Below are 15,609 nucleotides of genomic sequence, written 5' to 3' on the forward strand. Positions count from 1 at the left end.
CGGACCACCCGGCGTGGTCGGCCGAAGCGTCTAGCCGAACTGCACCGAGCGCTTCGCGAGGCCCATCCAGAAGCCGTCGATGACACTGCGCCCGCCGTCGAGCTCTCCGGCCGCATCGGCGGCGCCCAGCGTCACGAACAGCGGCGCGAAGTGCTCGGTGCGCGGGTGGGCGAGCCGGCCCGCGGGCGAGGTGTGCGTGAAATCCAGCAGCGCGTCCACGTCCGTCGCCTCCAGCGCCCGCCGGCCCCAGTCGTCGAACTCGGCGGACCAACTGGGGACTCCGGGCCCGGTGTGGCGCAGCGCGGCCAGGTTGTGGGTGAAGAATCCGCTGCCCACGATCAGTACGCCCTCGTCGCGCAGCGGCGCCAGCGTGCGGCCGATGTCCATCAGCCGGCGCGGATCGAGGGTCGGCATGGAGATCTGCAGGACGGGGATGTCGGCGTCGGGGAACATCTCGACCAGCGGGACGTACGCGCCGTGGTCGAGGCCCCGGTCCGGGATGTCCTGGACCGGCATTCCGGGAGCGCGGAGCAACTTGCGTACGGACTCCGCGAGTTCGGGCGCGCCGGGCGCGGCGTACCGGACCCGGTAGTAGTGCTCGGGGAAACCCCAGAAGTCGTACACGAGAGGCACGGTCTCGATGGCGCCCAGCGCCAGCGGGGCCTCTTCCCAGTGGGCGGAGACCATCAGGATGGCCTTGGGCCGGGGCAGCCCGGCGGACCAGGCGGCGAGCTCGCCGGGCCAGACAGGGTCGTCGGCGAGCGGCGGGGCGCCGTGGGACAGGTAGAGGGCGGGCATCCGCTCCGGCGTGGTCTTCATGGTCCCACCTGCTTCAACAACACTTACTTTAAAGTTCAAGCTCACCTGACGTGACGAGCGTAGACCTCTTTAGTTCAACTTTCAAGGAGTGGTCGTAAGCTGGACGCATGACCACGGCACCCAGGGACGACGGCGGGCACGAGGCGCCCCGCTGGCTCAGCGACGAGGAGCAGCACGTCTGGCAGGCCTATCGCCATGCCACCACCCTCCTCGAGGACCACTTGGACCGCCAGCTGCAGCGGGACGCAGGGATGCCGCACATCTACTACGGCCTGCTCGTCCAGCTCTCCCGGGCGCCCCGCCGCCGGATGCGGATGACGGAGCTCGCCAAGGACGCCAAGATCACCCGCTCCCGGCTCTCCCACGCCATCGCCCGCCTGGAGAAGAACGGCTGGGTGCGCCGCGAGGACTGCGCCTCCGACAAGCGCGGCCAGAACGCCTGCCTCACGGACGACGGCTTCGACGTCCTCAAGCGGACCGCGCCCGGCCATGTCACCGCCGTCCGGGAGGCGCTCTTCGACCGGCTCACCCCCGAACAGGTGGAACAGCTCGGCGAGATCATGAAAGTGATGGCCGAGGGGCTCCAGCCCGGGGACGCGAACGCGGACCTGCCCTGGCTCCGCTGAGGAGCCAGGGCAGGGAACACACCCACCACGGCAGGTGGCCGGCACACCGGGGGGTCAGTGGGCGATGACGGGGATCTTCACCTCGTCCTCGACGCCCGAGCCGGCACCCTCGCCCGTACCCGAGCCGGTGACCGCGCCCATTCCCGGTCGCCCGGTGTTGATGAACGTCACGGCGATCGTGGCGGCGACCGCCAGGATGCCGACGGCCCACCAGATCGCGGCCGAGTAGCCCTCGACCATGCCCTGGAGCTGGAGCAGCTTCTGCGCCTGCGGGGTGGTCGCGGCGGCCGCGTGGCCGGTCAGGTACGCGGTGGTCGCCGAGGCGGCGATCGTGTTCAGCAGCGCCGTACCGATCGCGCCGCCGACCTGCTGCGACGTGTTGACCATGGCGGAGGCGACGCCCGCGTCCTGCGGGTTCACCCCGTGCGTGGCCAGGGACATCGCCGGCATGAACGCCGTACCCATACCGAGGCCGAGCAGCAGCTGCGCCGGCAGGATCAGGCCGGCGTACGAGGTGCCGACCTCCAGCTGGGTGAGCAGCAGCATGCCGACCGCGGCGGTGAGGAAGCCCGGGCCCATCAGCCAGCGCGGCGGGACGCGGGTCATCAGACGCGTACCGATCTGGGTCGAACCCGTGATCATGCCCGCGATCATCGGCAGGAAGGCGAAGCCCGTCTTGACCGGCGAGTACCCCTTCACGACCTGGAGGTAGTACGTCAGGAAGAGGAACAGGCCGAACATCGCGATGATGGCGAGGCCCAGCGAGAGGTAGACACCGCCGCGGTTGCGCTCGGTCAGGACGCGCAGCGGCAGCAGCGGGGACTTCACCTTGGACTCGACGAGGGCGAACGCGGCGAGCAGCACGGCCGAGCCGATGAACAGGCCGATCGTCGTCGGGTCCGACCAGCCCTCGGACTCGGCGCGGGTGAAGCCGTAGACCAGCGAGACCAGACCGAGGGTGGACAGGACCACGCCGGGGATGTCGAGCGGCGAGCGGTTACGCGCACCGGAGGGCTCGCGGATCACGAAGTACGCGCCGAGCGCGGCGACGATCGCGAAGGGGATGTTGACGAAGAACGTCCAGCGCCAGTCCAGGTACTCGGTGAGGAAACCGCCGAGGATCAGGCCGACGGCGCCACCGCCACCGGCGATCGCACCGTAGATGCCGAACGCCTTGGCGCGCTCCTTGGCGTCCGTGAACATCACCGCGAGCAGCGACAGGGCGGCCGGGGCGAGCAGCGCGCCGAAGGCGCCCTGGAGCGCGCGGGCGCCGAGCATCATCGCCTCGCCGGTGGCCGCGCCACCGAGCGCGGACGCGGCGGCGAAGCCGATCAGACCGACCACGAAGGTGCGCTTGCGGCCCCAGAGGTCGGCGATCCGGCCGCCGAAGAGCAGCAGGCCACCGAAGGCGAGCGCGTAGGCGGTGATGACCCATTGGCGGTTGCCGTCCGAGATCCCCAGGTCCTGCTGGGCGGAGGGAAGCGCGATGTTCACGATCGTCGCGTCGAGCACGACCATCAGCTGGGCCAGGGCTATGAAGACCAGCGCTTTCCAGCGACTGGGGTCAGGGAGAGAGGTCTCGGGCATTTTTGGCATGGGAGTAGCCACCTAGCGGTGCGAAGTGATCAAAAACGGGCGTGGTGGTGGGGGTAACGCTGTACTGAAGTCCGGTGCCCCGCAAGCGATTTACGTCCGGGGCGGGGGGTCAAGGGGTCCCGCGCAAGTCCTCCAGGGTCGCGGCGCAGCCGGGGAGGACGGATCGCGCCGGTGCCTGCAGACCGTCCAGGAACAGTTGCAGGTGCCGGTGGACGAAGCGGTCCATGTTGAGACAGCCGGTGCCCGGCAGAGGCCGGGTCAGCTGGGAGAGGGCCACCAGGAGATCTCCGACGGCGACGTCGGCGCGGAGCCTGCCCGCCTGCTGCGCCCGGTCGACGAGGCCCTGGACGGCCTCCTCCAGCCGCTCGCGCTCGACGTGCAGTTCGGGGTGGTCCTTGTCGAAGGCGCCGGCGAGCATCGGGCACAGGGCGCCGATCCGCTCGTCGGCGGCGGCGTGGGTGAAGCGCCGCAGCGCCTCGAAGGTGTCCGGCTCCTCCTCGGCCGCCTCCCGGGCACGCTCCGCGGTACGGGACATGACGGAGACGACGACCTCGTGGACGAGCGCGGCACGCTCGGGGAAGTGCCGGTAGAGCGTGGCGTTGCCGACGCCCGCGCGGCGGGCGATCTCGTCGAGCGGAACCTCGGGGCCGAACTCGACGAACATCTCCCGGGCCGCCGTGACGATCCGCTCCCGGTTGCGCAGGGCATCCGCCCGCGGTTTGGGGACGCGACGCGCGGGGCTCTCACCCGTGACGTCCGCGGCGCCCTCGCCCATGACGCCCGCGGCGTGCTCGCCCGTGGCGTCCGCGGTGTCGAGTGAGCTGCCCACGACTCCACCCTTCTGGCTGATTGCGATCCGTGTCAGGTTCCGTAACCGGGGACCGACTCCCCGCTTGTCGGAGACACAGGTGCAAACGGGGATCCAGTCCCCGGTTATTTCCCCACCTCGCTGTGACCTGAGTCACTCTCCAGTGGCGGGAAAACCCACGATCGGGCCACCCGGCGCGCGCACTCGCACCACCCGTCACAGGCTGATCGCACTGAGCGCAGCACGGACCCGGCCGGCTGCCGCGGACCCGAAGGCGACCGCATGCAGCAGCCCCGCCGGCGGATACGCAGACCCGTGGCATTCGCCGCGGCCACCGCGCTGACCCTCGCCGCGCTGGCCACCGCGAGCACCAGCCTCCCCGGCCCCCGCAAGGCCTCCGCGGGACCGGTCTCCAACCCGGCCGCCGAGCGACCGCTGGAGCCGTGCCGGATCGCCACGACCCTGGGCGTCCAGATGTCCGAGGGGCTGCCCACCGCCCCCGGGTACACCCGCTCCACCGGCCATGTGCGCGCGCTGAATCTGATGGTCGACTTCCCCGACGCGCCCGGCACCGGCCCGGCGATGAGCCGCTTCTCGGAGTTCTTCCCGCAGACCGCCGAGTGGTTCAGGACCAGCTCGTACGGGCGGCTCACCTACCGGCCCGAGGCCCCACTGGAAGACTGGCTACGGATGCCGATGCCGTTCGCCGCGTACGGGATAGAGCGCGGCTCGCCCTACGAACCGGGATACCGCAAGCTCGTCCAGGACATCGTGACCGCCGCCGACCCGAAGGTGGACTTCAGCGCGTACGACCTGGTCAACATCCTGGTCACCCCGAACGCGGGGCCCTCGGCGCTGGACACCGTCCTGTCCGTGACCTTCTCCGGAAACGACGAGGCCCCCTACGCGGACGGGGTCCCGCTCTCCAACACGTCCTTCGTCTACAGCCGCCAGGACGACGGCTCGGGGTCGTACGCCGAGACCGGATACCGGGTGCTGCCGCACGAGAACGGCCATGTCTTCGGCCTGCCCGACCTGTACACGGTCGACGGCGGCGGGACCGTCGGGCACTGGGACATCATGTCGGAGGACTGGGGGGCCAACAACGACCTCCTCGGCTGGCACAAGTGGAAGCTCGGCTGGCTCGACAACGAGCAGGTCGGCTGCGCGTCGGCGGAGGGCAGGAGCGAGTACACGCTCACGCCCCTGGCCGTGAAGGGCGGCCGCAAGCTCGCGTTCGTCCCGCTGACCGAGCGGTCCGGGTACGCGGTGGAGGTCCGCACCCGGGACGGCAACGACGAGGCGGTCTGCGAGCCGGGCGTACTGATCTACCGCGTCGACTCGGACGTGGACACCGGGCACGGCCCGGTCACCGTCGCGGACAGCGACAAGCGCAGCGGCGGCTGCACCCGCCGCCCCAATGTGCACGCGGAACTGTCGGACGCGCCGTACCGGCCGGGCGAGACGTTCACGGACCGGCAGAACGGTGTACGGATCTCAGTGCTGAGCGCGGACGGCGACGATTACCGGGTGCGGATCACGCGCAGCTGAGGCGGGGCGGTAGCGAAGGTGCGGGCGGGGGCTTCTCGGTCGGCGGGGGACTGCTACCGGTCGGGGTCGGCCGGGGCGGCCGGGGCGGGGACCTGCTGAGGCGGGGCGAAGAGGCGTGTCCTCAGCTCCCGCTTGAGGACCTTCCCGGTGGCGTTCCTGGGCAGCGGCCCGTCTTGCACGAGGATGTGCGCGGGCACCTTGAACGCGGCGAGACGCGCGCCCACATGCGTCCGCAGCGCCTCGACACCGGCGCCCGCCCCCGGCCGGAGACGGACGACCGCGCCGACCTCCTCGCCGAGCGTCGGGTGCGGAACACCGAGAACGGCGGCGTCCACGACGTCCGGGTGGTCGTGCAGGACGGCCTCGACCTCGACGCAGTACACGTTCTCGCCGCCGCGGATCACCATGTCCTTGACGCGGTCGACGATGCTGACCCGCCCGTCCCGCAGGGTGGCGAGGTCGCCGGTGCGGAACCAGCCGTCGGGCGTGAAGGCGTCCCGGGTCGCGGCCTCGTCCTCCCAGTACCCCCGCACCAGGCTCTGGCCGCGCAGCCACAGCTCACCGACCGGGCCCCCGTCCGGCGCGTGGATCCTCACTTCGGTGACGGGCGTGGGGCGCCCGACGCTGCCCGGATCCTCCCGGTACTCGTCACCGAAATTGGCGAAGACACCGCCGCAGGTCTCGGTGAGGCCGTAGCCGTTTCGGGGTTCGATGCGCTGCCCGTACAGCCGGGTGAGGCGGGCGACGAGGTCCGGCGGTGCGGCGGCGCCCCCGGTGTTGAGCATGGTCAGCGAGGAGAGCGGGTCGCCGGTGCGCTCGGCCAGATCGAGCAGCTGGAGGGCGGTGGTGGGCACGCCGGCGTAGTGCGTGACCTGGTACTTCGTGATCAGGTCCAGCGCCTTTTCGGCGTCCCACTTCCGCATGAGGACGAGCGTGCCGCCGGCCGACATGACGGAGTAGAAGGACGTGAACGCGGCGACATGGAAGAAGGGGAACGTCGCCAGGGAGACCGGGGCGGCCCCCTGCCCCGGCACCTTCCCGCGCCGCAGCGCGGAGACGGCGGCGTAGTAGCGGGGGTTCATCGCCGCGCCGGTCTGCGCGAGGTGAGTGGCGACCGCGCCCTTGGGGCGGCCCGTGGTGCCCGAGGTGTAGATGATCGTGGCGTCGTCCTCGGGCCGTACGTCGACATCGGGAGGCCCGAGCACCGGGTCGGCGGCGGGGAGGTCGTCGTACGCCTCGAACCCTTCCTCCGCGCTCCCGTGGAACACCACTCCCCCGACGCCTTCCCGCCGCGCCCAGGCCCGTACGCGGGGCAACCGCTCCCCGTCGACGAGAAGGACACCCGGCCGGCAGTCGTCGAGGGCGTGGCCGAACTCGTTCTCGGTCCACCAGGCGTTCAGGGGTACGGCGATCAGGCCGGCCAACTGGGCGGCCCAGAAGGCGATCTGCCACTCGGGGTGATTGCGCATCGCAACGACGGCGCGGTCACCGGGGCGCAGCCCGTACACGTCGGCGAGGCGCCGGGCGAGGGAGCAGGCCTCCGCGAAGAACTCCCCGTAGGTGTAGCTCCGCTCCTCACCGACCAGGAACATCCTGTCCCCGTACGCCCAGGTCACCTCGACGAACTCGCGCAGAGTCCTCGGGCCGTCCGCGTACACACCGTCCTCGACGGCGAAGGGCGCGCCCGCGGTCGTCAGCCGCGCCACGGCCTCCTTCACGTCCACCACGACAGCCCTCCCTAAGCGCTCGCTCAGCTCCAGGCGATGCTACGCCCCGGGCAGGAGCTTCGCGCGTCGCTGCTCTATCAGCTCCGCGATGTCCCCGACGGTCGCGGCTTCCAGCAACTCGTCATCGCTGATCTCGATGCCGAGCCGCTTGCTGAGCACCATGGACAGCTCCACCATGGCCAGCGAATCCAGCCCGGCCTCCTCCCGGCCGGCCTCCGGCCGCACCTCCTCCTCCAGCAGGTGCAGGTCAGTGATCAGGATGGACTTGAGTTCTTCGTACACGGCTTCTCCGTAGAAGGCTTGCGCGCTATTGGTCGTGAGTGGCGGGTCGGACGGCTGTGAGGGGTTCTACGTGATGCTCTCGATTTCGGGCCAGACCACGGTCGCGGCCCCCCACGTCAGGCCACCACCGAAGGCGGTGAGCAGGACTCGGTGCCCCGGGGCCAGGGAACCGTCGGCTGTCGCCTGTGACAGCAGGACGGGTACCGAGGCGGCAGCAGTATTGCCCACGTGTTCGATGTTCTGCGTTCTGCGGTCTGGGGAGATGCCCAGCTCCGACGCGACGACGGAGGTGATCCGGGCATTGGCCTGATGCGCGACCAGCCGGTCGACCTCGTCGAGGGTCCAGCCGGCGCGCTCCACCGCTTCGGTGGATGCCTCGGTCATCCGCTCCACCGCGTGCCGAAAGACCTCGCGACCACGCATGCGGAAGTACCCCGACCGTGCTGCGGCCGGACCTGCCGACTCCTGCCGCGGCGATCCGGTCTCGACCGCGATCAGATCACTGCGATCGCCGTCACTTCCCAGCACCATCGGCCCGATCGCACCCGGCTCCCCGGCGGACCCCCGACGCAGCACCACGGCGCCCGCGCCGTCGCCGAAGATGGGGACAGTGGTGCGGTCCTCCGGGTCCAGAAGGACCGAGAAGGTGTCAGCCGCGATGAGCAGCACCCGATCCGCGAGGCCCGCGGCGATGAACCCGGCGGCCGTCGCCATCCCGTAGAGGAAGCCGGTACAGACGGCAGAGACGTCGAAAGCGGCGATCCCGGCCAGTCCCAGCCGCGACGCCACCTCCGGAGCCGTGGCGGGGCACGACCGGTCGGGCGTCGTCGTGGCCAGAACCAGAGCTTGGACGTCGGCACCGCCTGCGGACTTCAGCGCCCTGGCCCCGGCCTCCACGGCCAGGTCGGACGTGGTCATACCCGCAGGAGCCACCCGGCGCGACGAGATGCCCGTTCTGCTGTAGATCCACTCCTCCGATGTGTCCAACCGGGCCTGGAGGTCAGCATTGGTCACCACGTTCGGCGGCAACCAGTGACCCAGGCCGCAGATGACCGCGGCATGGCCTGCGGGGCCTGCCGCGGGCATCTCACCGGCCATCACCGACACGCGCCAGGGCAGCGGGGGTTGGGGTCGAGCGACCGCAAGGCACTTCCTCCGTTGATCAGTTGGCAATCTCGCATCAGTGTAGGGCGACGCTCGTACAGAGGCCCGTGAAGGCGAAGTTCCGTTCGAGCGAGGCCCTCTCGCCCTGCGGGCATGCTCGATTCGGCACGTGACGTGGTTAACGGCGCCTGCCGATAACGCCATTGATCATGGCGAGCCCCCGAAGTACTCTCAGCCACATGACGCTCAAAGCCCTCACCGCCAGTCAGGTGGAGCAGTTCAACGATGACGGATATTGCATAGTCCCGGGCTTCCTCAGCCCCAGCGATCTCACCTATATCAAGGACTACTACCGGCGGGCCGCGGCCGCCCAGTCACCTCAGGCGGCGCCCCAGGGCACTACGGCGTGGGACACGGACCAGAGCGCGGCACCCGTGCTCCGAAGGGTGCCTGCCCCCTTCGACAACGACCCGGGATTCCGGGAGATTTTCGGCTCTTCGCGCACCCTGGATCACGTCGAGGACCTCATCGGCCCCAGCATCTACCTGCACTCGTCGAAGCTCATCTTCAAGCCGGCCCGAAGCGGTCGACGCAAGCCCATGCACCAGGATCAGGCGTACTGGACCGACATGTCGGCGCGTCAGGTGACCCTGTGGTGCGCGATCGACCCCGCGACGCCCGAGCGGGGCGGCATGGAACTCCTGCCCGGCTCCCACAAGCGCCATCTGCTCCCGCACGAGGACTTGGACGACTACCAGGTGCGCGAGGACACCCTGGATCTGACCAAGGTCCGTCCGGCCATCATGGAGCCCGGCGACGCGCTGTTCCTGGACGTGCTGACCGTACATGCCAGCGCACAGAACAGCTCTGACCACGACCGGCTCGCCACGGTCGTCAACTACTACTCACAGCCGAAGAGTTCAGAGCAGACGTCACGCTACGGCTCGACCGAACCCCTTCGCTCACCGCATCAGCAACTCTCTTAGGTGGTCATGTCCTCCATGGTGTCCAGCGAGGCCGGGGGCGGCCCTGTCATACTCGGGATTTCGTGCAGTCATGACGCCTCGGCGTGCCTGCTGCGTGGCGGTGAGCTTGTCAGTGCCATCCAGCTCGAACGCATCACGCGGGTCAAGCGAGACGGCCGTCCCTACCTCAACACACGTGCTGCAGCGGACTATTGCCTGGAAGCCGCAGGCCTGACGTACGACGACGTCGACCTGTTCGCGTTCAACACCCAGAACCTGGTGCCTACCCAGGTGGGACTGAACTTCCCCCTCGCCGACGAGAGTTTCGATCTCTTCGACCCGGTCGGCGAGCGTTCGGTGTTCGTTTCGCACCACTTGGCTCACGCCTTCGCCACGTTCTTCAGCAGCCCCTTCGACCAGGCCGCCGTGTGGGTGGTCGACGGCTCCGGTGGAAGCGTGATCGGTGCCGATGACCTTCTCCTGCGAGGTCCGGAACTTGCCGAGTATGTGAACAGGCCCTTGCCCACCCCTCGCCCGCCGTACCACGTCGAGTCCGCCTACGTGTTCGACCGGTCGGGCTTTCGTCTCGTGGATCGGGCCGTAGCGGCTTCCTTCCACCCCATGTGCGGTTCGTCCTCGCTGGGTGAGACGTACGCGTCCACCTCCCAGTACGTCTTCGGCGACTGGCAGGAGGGCGGAAAGCTCATGGGCCTCGCCCCCTACGGTGACGCCTCGAGATTCGGGGAGAGTCTGCTCACGAAGGACGACTCCGGAAGGTCCCGCTTCACCAGTGAGTGGAAGCAGGGGCTCCGCCGCGCCAACCGTCGGGGCAACCCCATGGAGTACCGCGATCTGGCCGCGAGGGTGCAAGCCGATCTCGAGGTGGCGCTGCTTGAGCGCGCTTCACGCGTCCTGGAGCTCACCGGCGAGAGTGACCTCGCCTACGCCGGCGGGGTGGCGCTCAACAGCGTCGCGAATCAGCGCATCGTCAGTGAGTCGGGAGTGCGGAAGTTCTACGCGATGCCGGCGAGCCACGATGCCGGAATCGCCATCGGCGTGGCGGCGGCGGCCCACTACCTCCTGACGGGCGAGACCAAGGGACTGCCGGTCACCAACGACTTCCTGGGCAGGTCCTACCGTCCCGAGGAAGTCGACGCGGCGCTGCACCCGTGGAGCGATGTCCTCGACACCGACGCGTACGAGCAGGCACAGATCGTCGAACGCCTCGCCCAGGGTCAGGTGGTCGGCTGGTTCGAAGGCGGCTCGGAGTTCGGCCCGCGCTCGCTCGGCCATCGCTCCATCATGGCCGCCCCATTCGAACGCGGAATGTGGGAGCACCTCAATCGTTCGATCAAGTACCGCGAGGAGTTCCGGCCCTACGCTCCGATCGTTCCCGTCGAGGTCGCCGACAAGTTCTTCGACATGGGACCGGATCCGGAAAGTCCCTACATGCTGCGGGTGGTCCAGGTACGCCCGGAGTGGCGTGAGCGGCTGGGCGCCGTGGCCCACGTCGACGGTTCGGCCCGTGTCCAGACGGTCGACCGCGTACGCAACCCTCGCTGGCACGCCCTGCTCACCGCGTTCGGGGAGCGCACGGGCATACCGGTCCTGGTCAACACGAGCATGAACGTGCGCGGCGAACCGATCGTCGAGACGCCCGGTCAGGCGATCGACGTGCTGCTGGGCACCCAGATGGACGCCCTGGTGATCGAGGACCGCGTGGTCGCCCCGACCGCGCAGGCGTCCCAGGTCGTCGAAGAGGCCTCGCTGTCCCTCGCCCCGGGCGTGGAACTCTCCGCCGCAGTGGGTGAGCACGGCCCCGAGTACCGGCTTACCAGCCGGCCCCGGGGCGGGGTGGTCAGGAATCTCCCGCTCTCCGCCTTCCTCCTGCTGGCGGCTGCCGATGGCGCGACTCCGCTCCACGACCTGCTCAAGCTGCACTGCCCGGAGCCGGCTCAACGAGCCGAGGCCCTTCAGGCCGTCCGAGACCTTCTCTCGGAGCGGCTGCTGTTCGCCGGCGGAAGGACCTCTGCGCATGTCCCGGCATGACACCCTGAACGTCGCCGTCCTCGGCGCGGGACTCATCGGCATCGACCTGGTCAGCAAGATCGGCCGCTCGGGGTCACTGAGCTGCGGGCTGGTGGTGGGGCGCAACAACGAAGCCCGGGGGCTGCGGCAGGCTGCCGCTCTCGGCTGCGCCACGGCGGCTGACGGAATCGACTCGGTGCTCGCGGCGCCCCGCCCGTTCGACATCGTCTTCGACGCCACCAACGCGATGGCGCACGCCGAGCACTGGGTCCGGCTCCAGCCTCTGGGGACGCTGGTCATCGACCTCACCCCGAGCCGGGTCGGGCACATGGTCCTGCCCACGGTGAACGGCGACGACGCGCTGCGGCACGGCAATGTGAACTTGATCAGTTGCGGTGGCCAGGCCTCCATCCCCGTCCTGCATGCGCTCGCCAAGCGGTACACGCCGTCCTATGTCGAGGTGGTCACCACCGCCGCCAGTCCCAGCGTGGGCCGGGCCACCCGTCTCAACCTGGACGAGTACATCGCGGCGACGGAGGACGCCGTACGGACGTTCACCGGCGTGAGCGACGTCAAGGCGATCGTCAACCTGAGCCCGGCGAAGCCGCCGGCGACATTCCGGGTCGCGATGTCCCTGGTGATCCCGGAGGCCACCGCCGAAACGGTGCGCGCGCTCGTCGACGCGGCCGCCGAGGAGGTCCGCGTGTACGCCCCCGGATACAAGGTCACGGCCTGCACGGTGACCGATGATCGGGTGTTCGTGGCGGTCGAGGTGACGGCCTCGGGTGATCGCATACCCAGGTACGCCGGCAACCTGGACATCATCAACTCAGCCGCTGTGCTGATAGCGGAGCAATACGCCACGAGCCAGGACCTGGTGGGGGCCGGGAAGGAACTGTCATGAGCCAGGTCCCAGGGGATGCCAATCACGCCCCGCGGCAGGTGCTGATCCACGACCCCACGCTGCGCGACGGCCACCACGCCGTGCGTCACCAGCTTGATCGTGACCAGTTGCGCGCTTACGCGGCAGCGGCCGACGCGGCCGGTGTCCCCGTGGTCGAAGTGGGCCACGGGAACGGCCTGGGGGCGTCCTCCCTCCAGGTCGGCCGGGCCAAACTGAGCGACGACGAGATGCTGTCGACCGTACGAGAGGCTCTGCCCAACAGCCGCATGGGCGTCTTCATGCTGCCCGGCTGGGGTACCACCGCCGACCTGCGCAAGGCAGTGGCGCACGGCGCCGACGTGGTCCGTATCGCCGCCCACTGCACGGAGAGCGACGTCACCGAGCGCCACCTGGGTGTCCTTCGCGAGACCGGCGTCGAGGCGCAGGGCATCCTGCTGATGAGCCACATGACCGACCCCCGGCGACTGGCCGAGCAGTGTGCGGCCCTCGTGGAGTACGGCGCGCAGGCCGTGGGCATCTTCGACTCCTCCGGCCACTTCCTGCCCTCGGACGTCACCGAGCGGATCACCGCGATCACCGACGCCGTCGAGGTTCCGGTGATCTTCCATGGGCACAACAACCTGGGAATGGCCGTGGCCAACTCGGTGGCCGCGGTGGAGTCCGGGGCCGGGATCATCGACGCCTGCGCACGGGGCTTCGGCGCGGGGGCCGGTAACACCCAGCTGGAAGTCCTGGTGCCGGTGCTGGAGCGCATGGGCTTCTCGACGGGAATCGATCTGTACACCCTGCTGGACGCGGCGGACCTCGCGGAGCGGGAGCTGATGCCGGCACCGCCGACGATCAGCTCGGAGAGCATCGTCAGCGGCCTCTCTGGGGTATTCTCGGGCTTCAAAACCCGGGTACTGGATGCCTCCCGCCGCGCGGGGGTCGATCCACGCGATGTCTTCTTCGAACTGGGCAGACGGCAGGTTACCGCGGGGCAGGAGGACCTCATCGTCGATGTCGTCATGGAGCTGCGGACCAACAGCGAAATCCGCGGTCATGGCGGATCGGGGCGAGAGCCTGCCCGGCTTTGACCGTCCGGTGACAGTCCGCACAGAACATGTCAGTCACCCGAAAACGACTATTGCTACGGTGCGTGAATCGATCCCATGAACATGTTGGCCAAGCAGAACGAAACCCGTCGCCAGGAAGTCGTCGCACTGCGTGATGCCGTCAAGGAGCGGCGACGCGCGTCGACGCCTCCGGCTGCTGGGGACTATCCGCTGGCCAAGATCAAAGCGCGGATCGAGCAGGCCCTCCGCGAGCGGTCCGGGGAGGACGTAACGCCCTGGGAGGTCGACGTCCTCGACCGCTCCCGGTTCGGTGCCGACCTGGCGGTGCGGGTGACCGGCCTTCTCCAGAAGGGCGGCGCGAAGGAGTACATCAGCTCCCATGTGCCGTGGATCATCGAGGCCCTGAGCTCCCCCTCGATGCAGGATGTCGTGAGCGAGGTCAGCCACAAGGGGATCTACGTCAACCTCCGGCTGACCGACGACTACTACCTGTCCAGCGTCCAGTCGATCATCGACCTGGGCAACCGGTTCGGTCACAACGACACCCGCTCCGGCCGTACGCAGATCGTCGACTACTCCTCGCCCAATGTGGCCAAGGTGCTGCACGCCGGTCACCTCCGGTCGACCATGATCGGGCACGTACTGAGCAATCTCTACGAAGCCAGTGGCGCGCTCGTCTACCGGGTCAACCACATCAACGACTTCGGCGGCTTCGGCTTCATGCTGGAGGGTTACCGCCGATTCGAGGCCCTCTTCCCGCAGGAGATGGGCAACAACGACCGGCTGCTCTCCATCTACGCCATCCGCCGAAGCCTCGAGCGCACGGTTGCCGCCGGAACGGACCTGGACGCCGCCGCCCCGTCCGACCGCGAGGTCATCGCCACCTACTTCCCGGGGGCGACCGACGCGGCCGCGCTGCGGAAGGCCTACGAGGACTTCGTCCACGCCTCGGACGCACGGTTCCAGCGCCTGGAGGAGGGCGACCCGGAGGAGGTGGACCTCTGGCTTCGCATGGTCGAGTGGAGCCTGGCCGACTTCCGGTCCTTCTACGACGCACTCGACATCAACATCGACGTTCTCATCGGGGAGAGCTTCTACCTCGATGCCGGAAACGAGGTCGTCGACGAGGCGATTCGCACCGGTCGGGCCTACCAGCTCACCGGGGAGATGGTGCTCGCCGAGGTCGAGCAGATCAACCGCGCCGTCGCCGACGGTGAGATGACGCCCGAGGTGGGAGCCAAGGCCACCGCCCTTCTGGAGAAGGACCTCGGCGCGATCGTGGTGCCGCTGCCCGGAGGCGAACGGATGGTGGTCCGTCGCTCCGACGGCCGGAGCATCTACGCCACCCGCGACGTGGGCGCCATCAAGCTGCGGCGCGACATCTTCGACCCCACCGACATCAACTACGTGGTGGGCCAGGAGCAGCGCGTTCACTTCTCCCGGCTGTTCCAGGCCTCCGAGGTGCTCGGTCTGTCCGATCCCGATGAGCTGAACCTCAAGCACACCTACTTCGGTTTCTACGTCGACGCACAGTCCGGCAAGAAGCTGTCCAGCCGCGACAGCGTCGCCAGCGTCACCGAGCTGCTCGCCGAGTCCGTCAAGCACTTCCGTGCCAGGACCGAGGGAAGCGGCGGAATGACCGAAGAGGAGATCGACGAGGCCGCTCACCAGCTCGCCGTCGGCTCGGTGGTCTTCAATGACCTCAAGAAGGACATGAAGACCTCGGTCAGCATCGCCAAGGACGATCTGAACTCCACGATTTCCGAGTTCGAGAAGTCGGGCGGCGCCTACCTCGTCTACTCCGCCTGCCGGGCACGGGCGATCCTGCGCAAGTACAACAGGCCGCTGCCGCAGGCCTCCGACATCGCCTCCTTCGACGTCAACGGCCAGGAAGCACTCCTGATCCTGCGCCTTCTGGAGTTCCCCGAGAAGGTGGCCAAGGCGGCTGAAGAGGACAACCCGGCCGTCCTGGTCCGGCACCTGCTCGACATCGCCGGCATCTACAACTCGTACTACGCGAGCGCGCCCGTTCTGCAGGGCGACCAGGCGAACGAGTTCCGACTGCTGATCACGAAGTCCGTGCAGTCGGTCCTGGTCAACGGTCTGCAACTCTGTCACGTCGAGTGCCCGCCCAAGATCTGAAT

General features: G+C 68.9%; 13 protein-coding genes. 7 read left to right on the forward strand and 6 right to left on the reverse strand.

Annotated elements, in window-relative coordinates; translation table 11 throughout:
* Positions 1-30 precede the first annotated feature (30 nt).
* A complete protein-coding gene (locus ACZ5VC_RS20785; protein WP_469121492.1) occupies positions 31-819 on the reverse strand; it encodes a dioxygenase family protein in 789 nt (262 codons plus the stop codon).
* Between the two features lie 107 nt (positions 820-926).
* Here ACZ5VC_RS20785 and ACZ5VC_RS20790 point away from each other — a divergent pair, with 107 nt between their 5' ends.
* Positions 927-1,445: a MarR family winged helix-turn-helix transcriptional regulator gene (locus tag ACZ5VC_RS20790; RefSeq protein WP_469121493.1), complete on the forward strand. Its 519-nt coding sequence runs from the start codon at positions 927-929 to the stop codon at positions 1,443-1,445.
* Between the two features lie 54 nt (positions 1,446-1,499).
* Here the strand turns inward: ACZ5VC_RS20790 and ACZ5VC_RS20795 are convergent, their stop codons facing one another.
* On the reverse strand, positions 1,500-3,032 hold the full coding sequence (locus tag ACZ5VC_RS20795) for an MFS transporter (protein ID WP_469121494.1): 1,533 nt from the start codon (positions 3,030-3,032) through the stop codon (positions 1,500-1,502).
* A gap of 118 nt (positions 3,033-3,150) precedes the next feature.
* The gene (locus ACZ5VC_RS20800) at positions 3,151-3,816 is read right to left on the reverse strand and encodes a TetR/AcrR family transcriptional regulator (RefSeq protein WP_469121733.1); all 666 of its coding nucleotides are present in this window, start codon (positions 3,814-3,816) and stop codon (positions 3,151-3,153) included.
* A 315-nt stretch (positions 3,817-4,131) separates the two neighbouring features.
* Here ACZ5VC_RS20800 and ACZ5VC_RS20805 point away from each other — a divergent pair, with 315 nt between their 5' ends.
* Positions 4,132-5,400, forward strand: a complete 1,269-nt coding sequence (locus tag ACZ5VC_RS20805) for a M6 family metalloprotease domain-containing protein (protein ID WP_469121495.1) — start codon at positions 4,132-4,134, stop codon at positions 5,398-5,400.
* A 53-nt stretch (positions 5,401-5,453) separates the two neighbouring features.
* Here the strand turns inward: ACZ5VC_RS20805 and ACZ5VC_RS20810 are convergent, their stop codons facing one another.
* The 3 genes from ACZ5VC_RS20810 to ACZ5VC_RS20820 form a co-directional block, all read right to left on the reverse strand.
* The gene (locus ACZ5VC_RS20810; protein ID WP_469121496.1) at positions 5,454-7,127 is read right to left on the reverse strand and encodes a class I adenylate-forming enzyme family protein; all 1,674 of its coding nucleotides are present in this window, start codon (positions 7,125-7,127) and stop codon (positions 5,454-5,456) included.
* 39 nt (positions 7,128-7,166) lie between these two features.
* A complete protein-coding gene (locus ACZ5VC_RS20815) occupies positions 7,167-7,409 on the reverse strand; it encodes an acyl carrier protein (protein WP_469121497.1) in 243 nt (80 codons plus the stop codon).
* 66 nt (positions 7,410-7,475) lie between these two features.
* A complete protein-coding gene (locus tag ACZ5VC_RS20820; RefSeq protein ID WP_469121498.1) occupies positions 7,476-8,507 on the reverse strand; it encodes a beta-ketoacyl-ACP synthase III in 1,032 nt (343 codons plus the stop codon).
* Between the two features lie 245 nt (positions 8,508-8,752).
* Here ACZ5VC_RS20820 and ACZ5VC_RS20825 point away from each other — a divergent pair, with 245 nt between their 5' ends.
* The 5 genes from ACZ5VC_RS20825 to argS all read left to right on the forward strand — a co-directional run bounded on the left by ACZ5VC_RS20825 (position 8,753) and on the right by argS (position 15,607).
* Positions 8,753-9,499 (forward strand): phytanoyl-CoA dioxygenase family protein, encoded by a 747-nt coding sequence (locus ACZ5VC_RS20825; protein WP_469121499.1) that lies wholly within the window; start codon positions 8,753-8,755, stop codon positions 9,497-9,499.
* A gap of 6 nt (positions 9,500-9,505) precedes the next feature.
* Complete coding sequence (locus tag ACZ5VC_RS20830) at positions 9,506-11,527, forward strand: carbamoyltransferase family protein (RefSeq protein ID WP_469121500.1); 2,022 nt, start codon at positions 9,506-9,508, stop codon at positions 11,525-11,527.
* The gene (locus ACZ5VC_RS20835) at positions 11,514-12,410 is read left to right on the forward strand and encodes an acetaldehyde dehydrogenase (acetylating) (protein WP_469121501.1); all 897 of its coding nucleotides are present in this window, start codon (positions 11,514-11,516) and stop codon (positions 12,408-12,410) included. Before ACZ5VC_RS20830 ends, ACZ5VC_RS20835 begins: the two co-directional genes overlap by 14 nt.
* Positions 12,407-13,486: a 4-hydroxy-2-oxovalerate aldolase gene (gene dmpG / locus ACZ5VC_RS20840; RefSeq protein WP_469121502.1), complete on the forward strand. Its 1,080-nt coding sequence runs from the start codon at positions 12,407-12,409 to the stop codon at positions 13,484-13,486. Before ACZ5VC_RS20835 ends, dmpG begins: the two co-directional genes overlap by 4 nt.
* Before the next feature lie 75 nt (positions 13,487-13,561).
* A complete protein-coding gene (gene argS / locus ACZ5VC_RS20845) occupies positions 13,562-15,607 on the forward strand; it encodes an arginine--tRNA ligase domain-containing protein (RefSeq protein ID WP_469121503.1) in 2,046 nt (681 codons plus the stop codon).
* Positions 15,608-15,609 lie beyond the last annotated feature (2 nt).

It is taken from the genome of Streptomyces sp. NPDC033174 (assembly GCF_055577795.1).

Coding starts and splice junctions, on each gene's coding strand:
- ACZ5VC_RS20825 (WP_469121499.1), top strand. CDS start 8,753: ATGACGCTCAAAGCCCTCACCGCCAGTCAGGTGGAGCAGTTCAACGAT.
- argS (WP_469121503.1), top strand. CDS start 13,562: ATGAACATGTTGGCCAAGCAGAACGAAACCCGTCGCCAGGAAGTCGTC.
- ACZ5VC_RS20805 (WP_469121495.1), top strand. CDS start 4,132: ATGCAGCAGCCCCGCCGGCGGATACGCAGACCCGTGGCATTCGCCGCG.
- ACZ5VC_RS20785 (WP_469121492.1), bottom strand. CDS start 819: ATGAAGACCACGCCGGAGCGGATGCCCGCCCTCTACCTGTCCCACGGC.
- ACZ5VC_RS20835 (WP_469121501.1), top strand. CDS start 11,514: ATGTCCCGGCATGACACCCTGAACGTCGCCGTCCTCGGCGCGGGACTC.
- dmpG (WP_469121502.1), top strand. CDS start 12,407: ATGAGCCAGGTCCCAGGGGATGCCAATCACGCCCCGCGGCAGGTGCTG.
- ACZ5VC_RS20795 (WP_469121494.1), bottom strand. CDS start 3,032: ATGCCCGAGACCTCTCTCCCTGACCCCAGTCGCTGGAAAGCGCTGGTC.
- ACZ5VC_RS20790 (WP_469121493.1), top strand. CDS start 927: ATGACCACGGCACCCAGGGACGACGGCGGGCACGAGGCGCCCCGCTGG.
- ACZ5VC_RS20820 (WP_469121498.1), bottom strand. CDS start 8,507: ATGGCCGGTGAGATGCCCGCGGCAGGCCCCGCAGGCCATGCCGCGGTC.
- ACZ5VC_RS20830 (WP_469121500.1), top strand. CDS start 9,506: ATGTCCTCCATGGTGTCCAGCGAGGCCGGGGGCGGCCCTGTCATACTC.
- ACZ5VC_RS20800 (WP_469121733.1), bottom strand. CDS start 3,816: ATGGGCGAGGGCGCCGCGGACGTCACGGGTGAGAGCCCCGCGCGTCGC.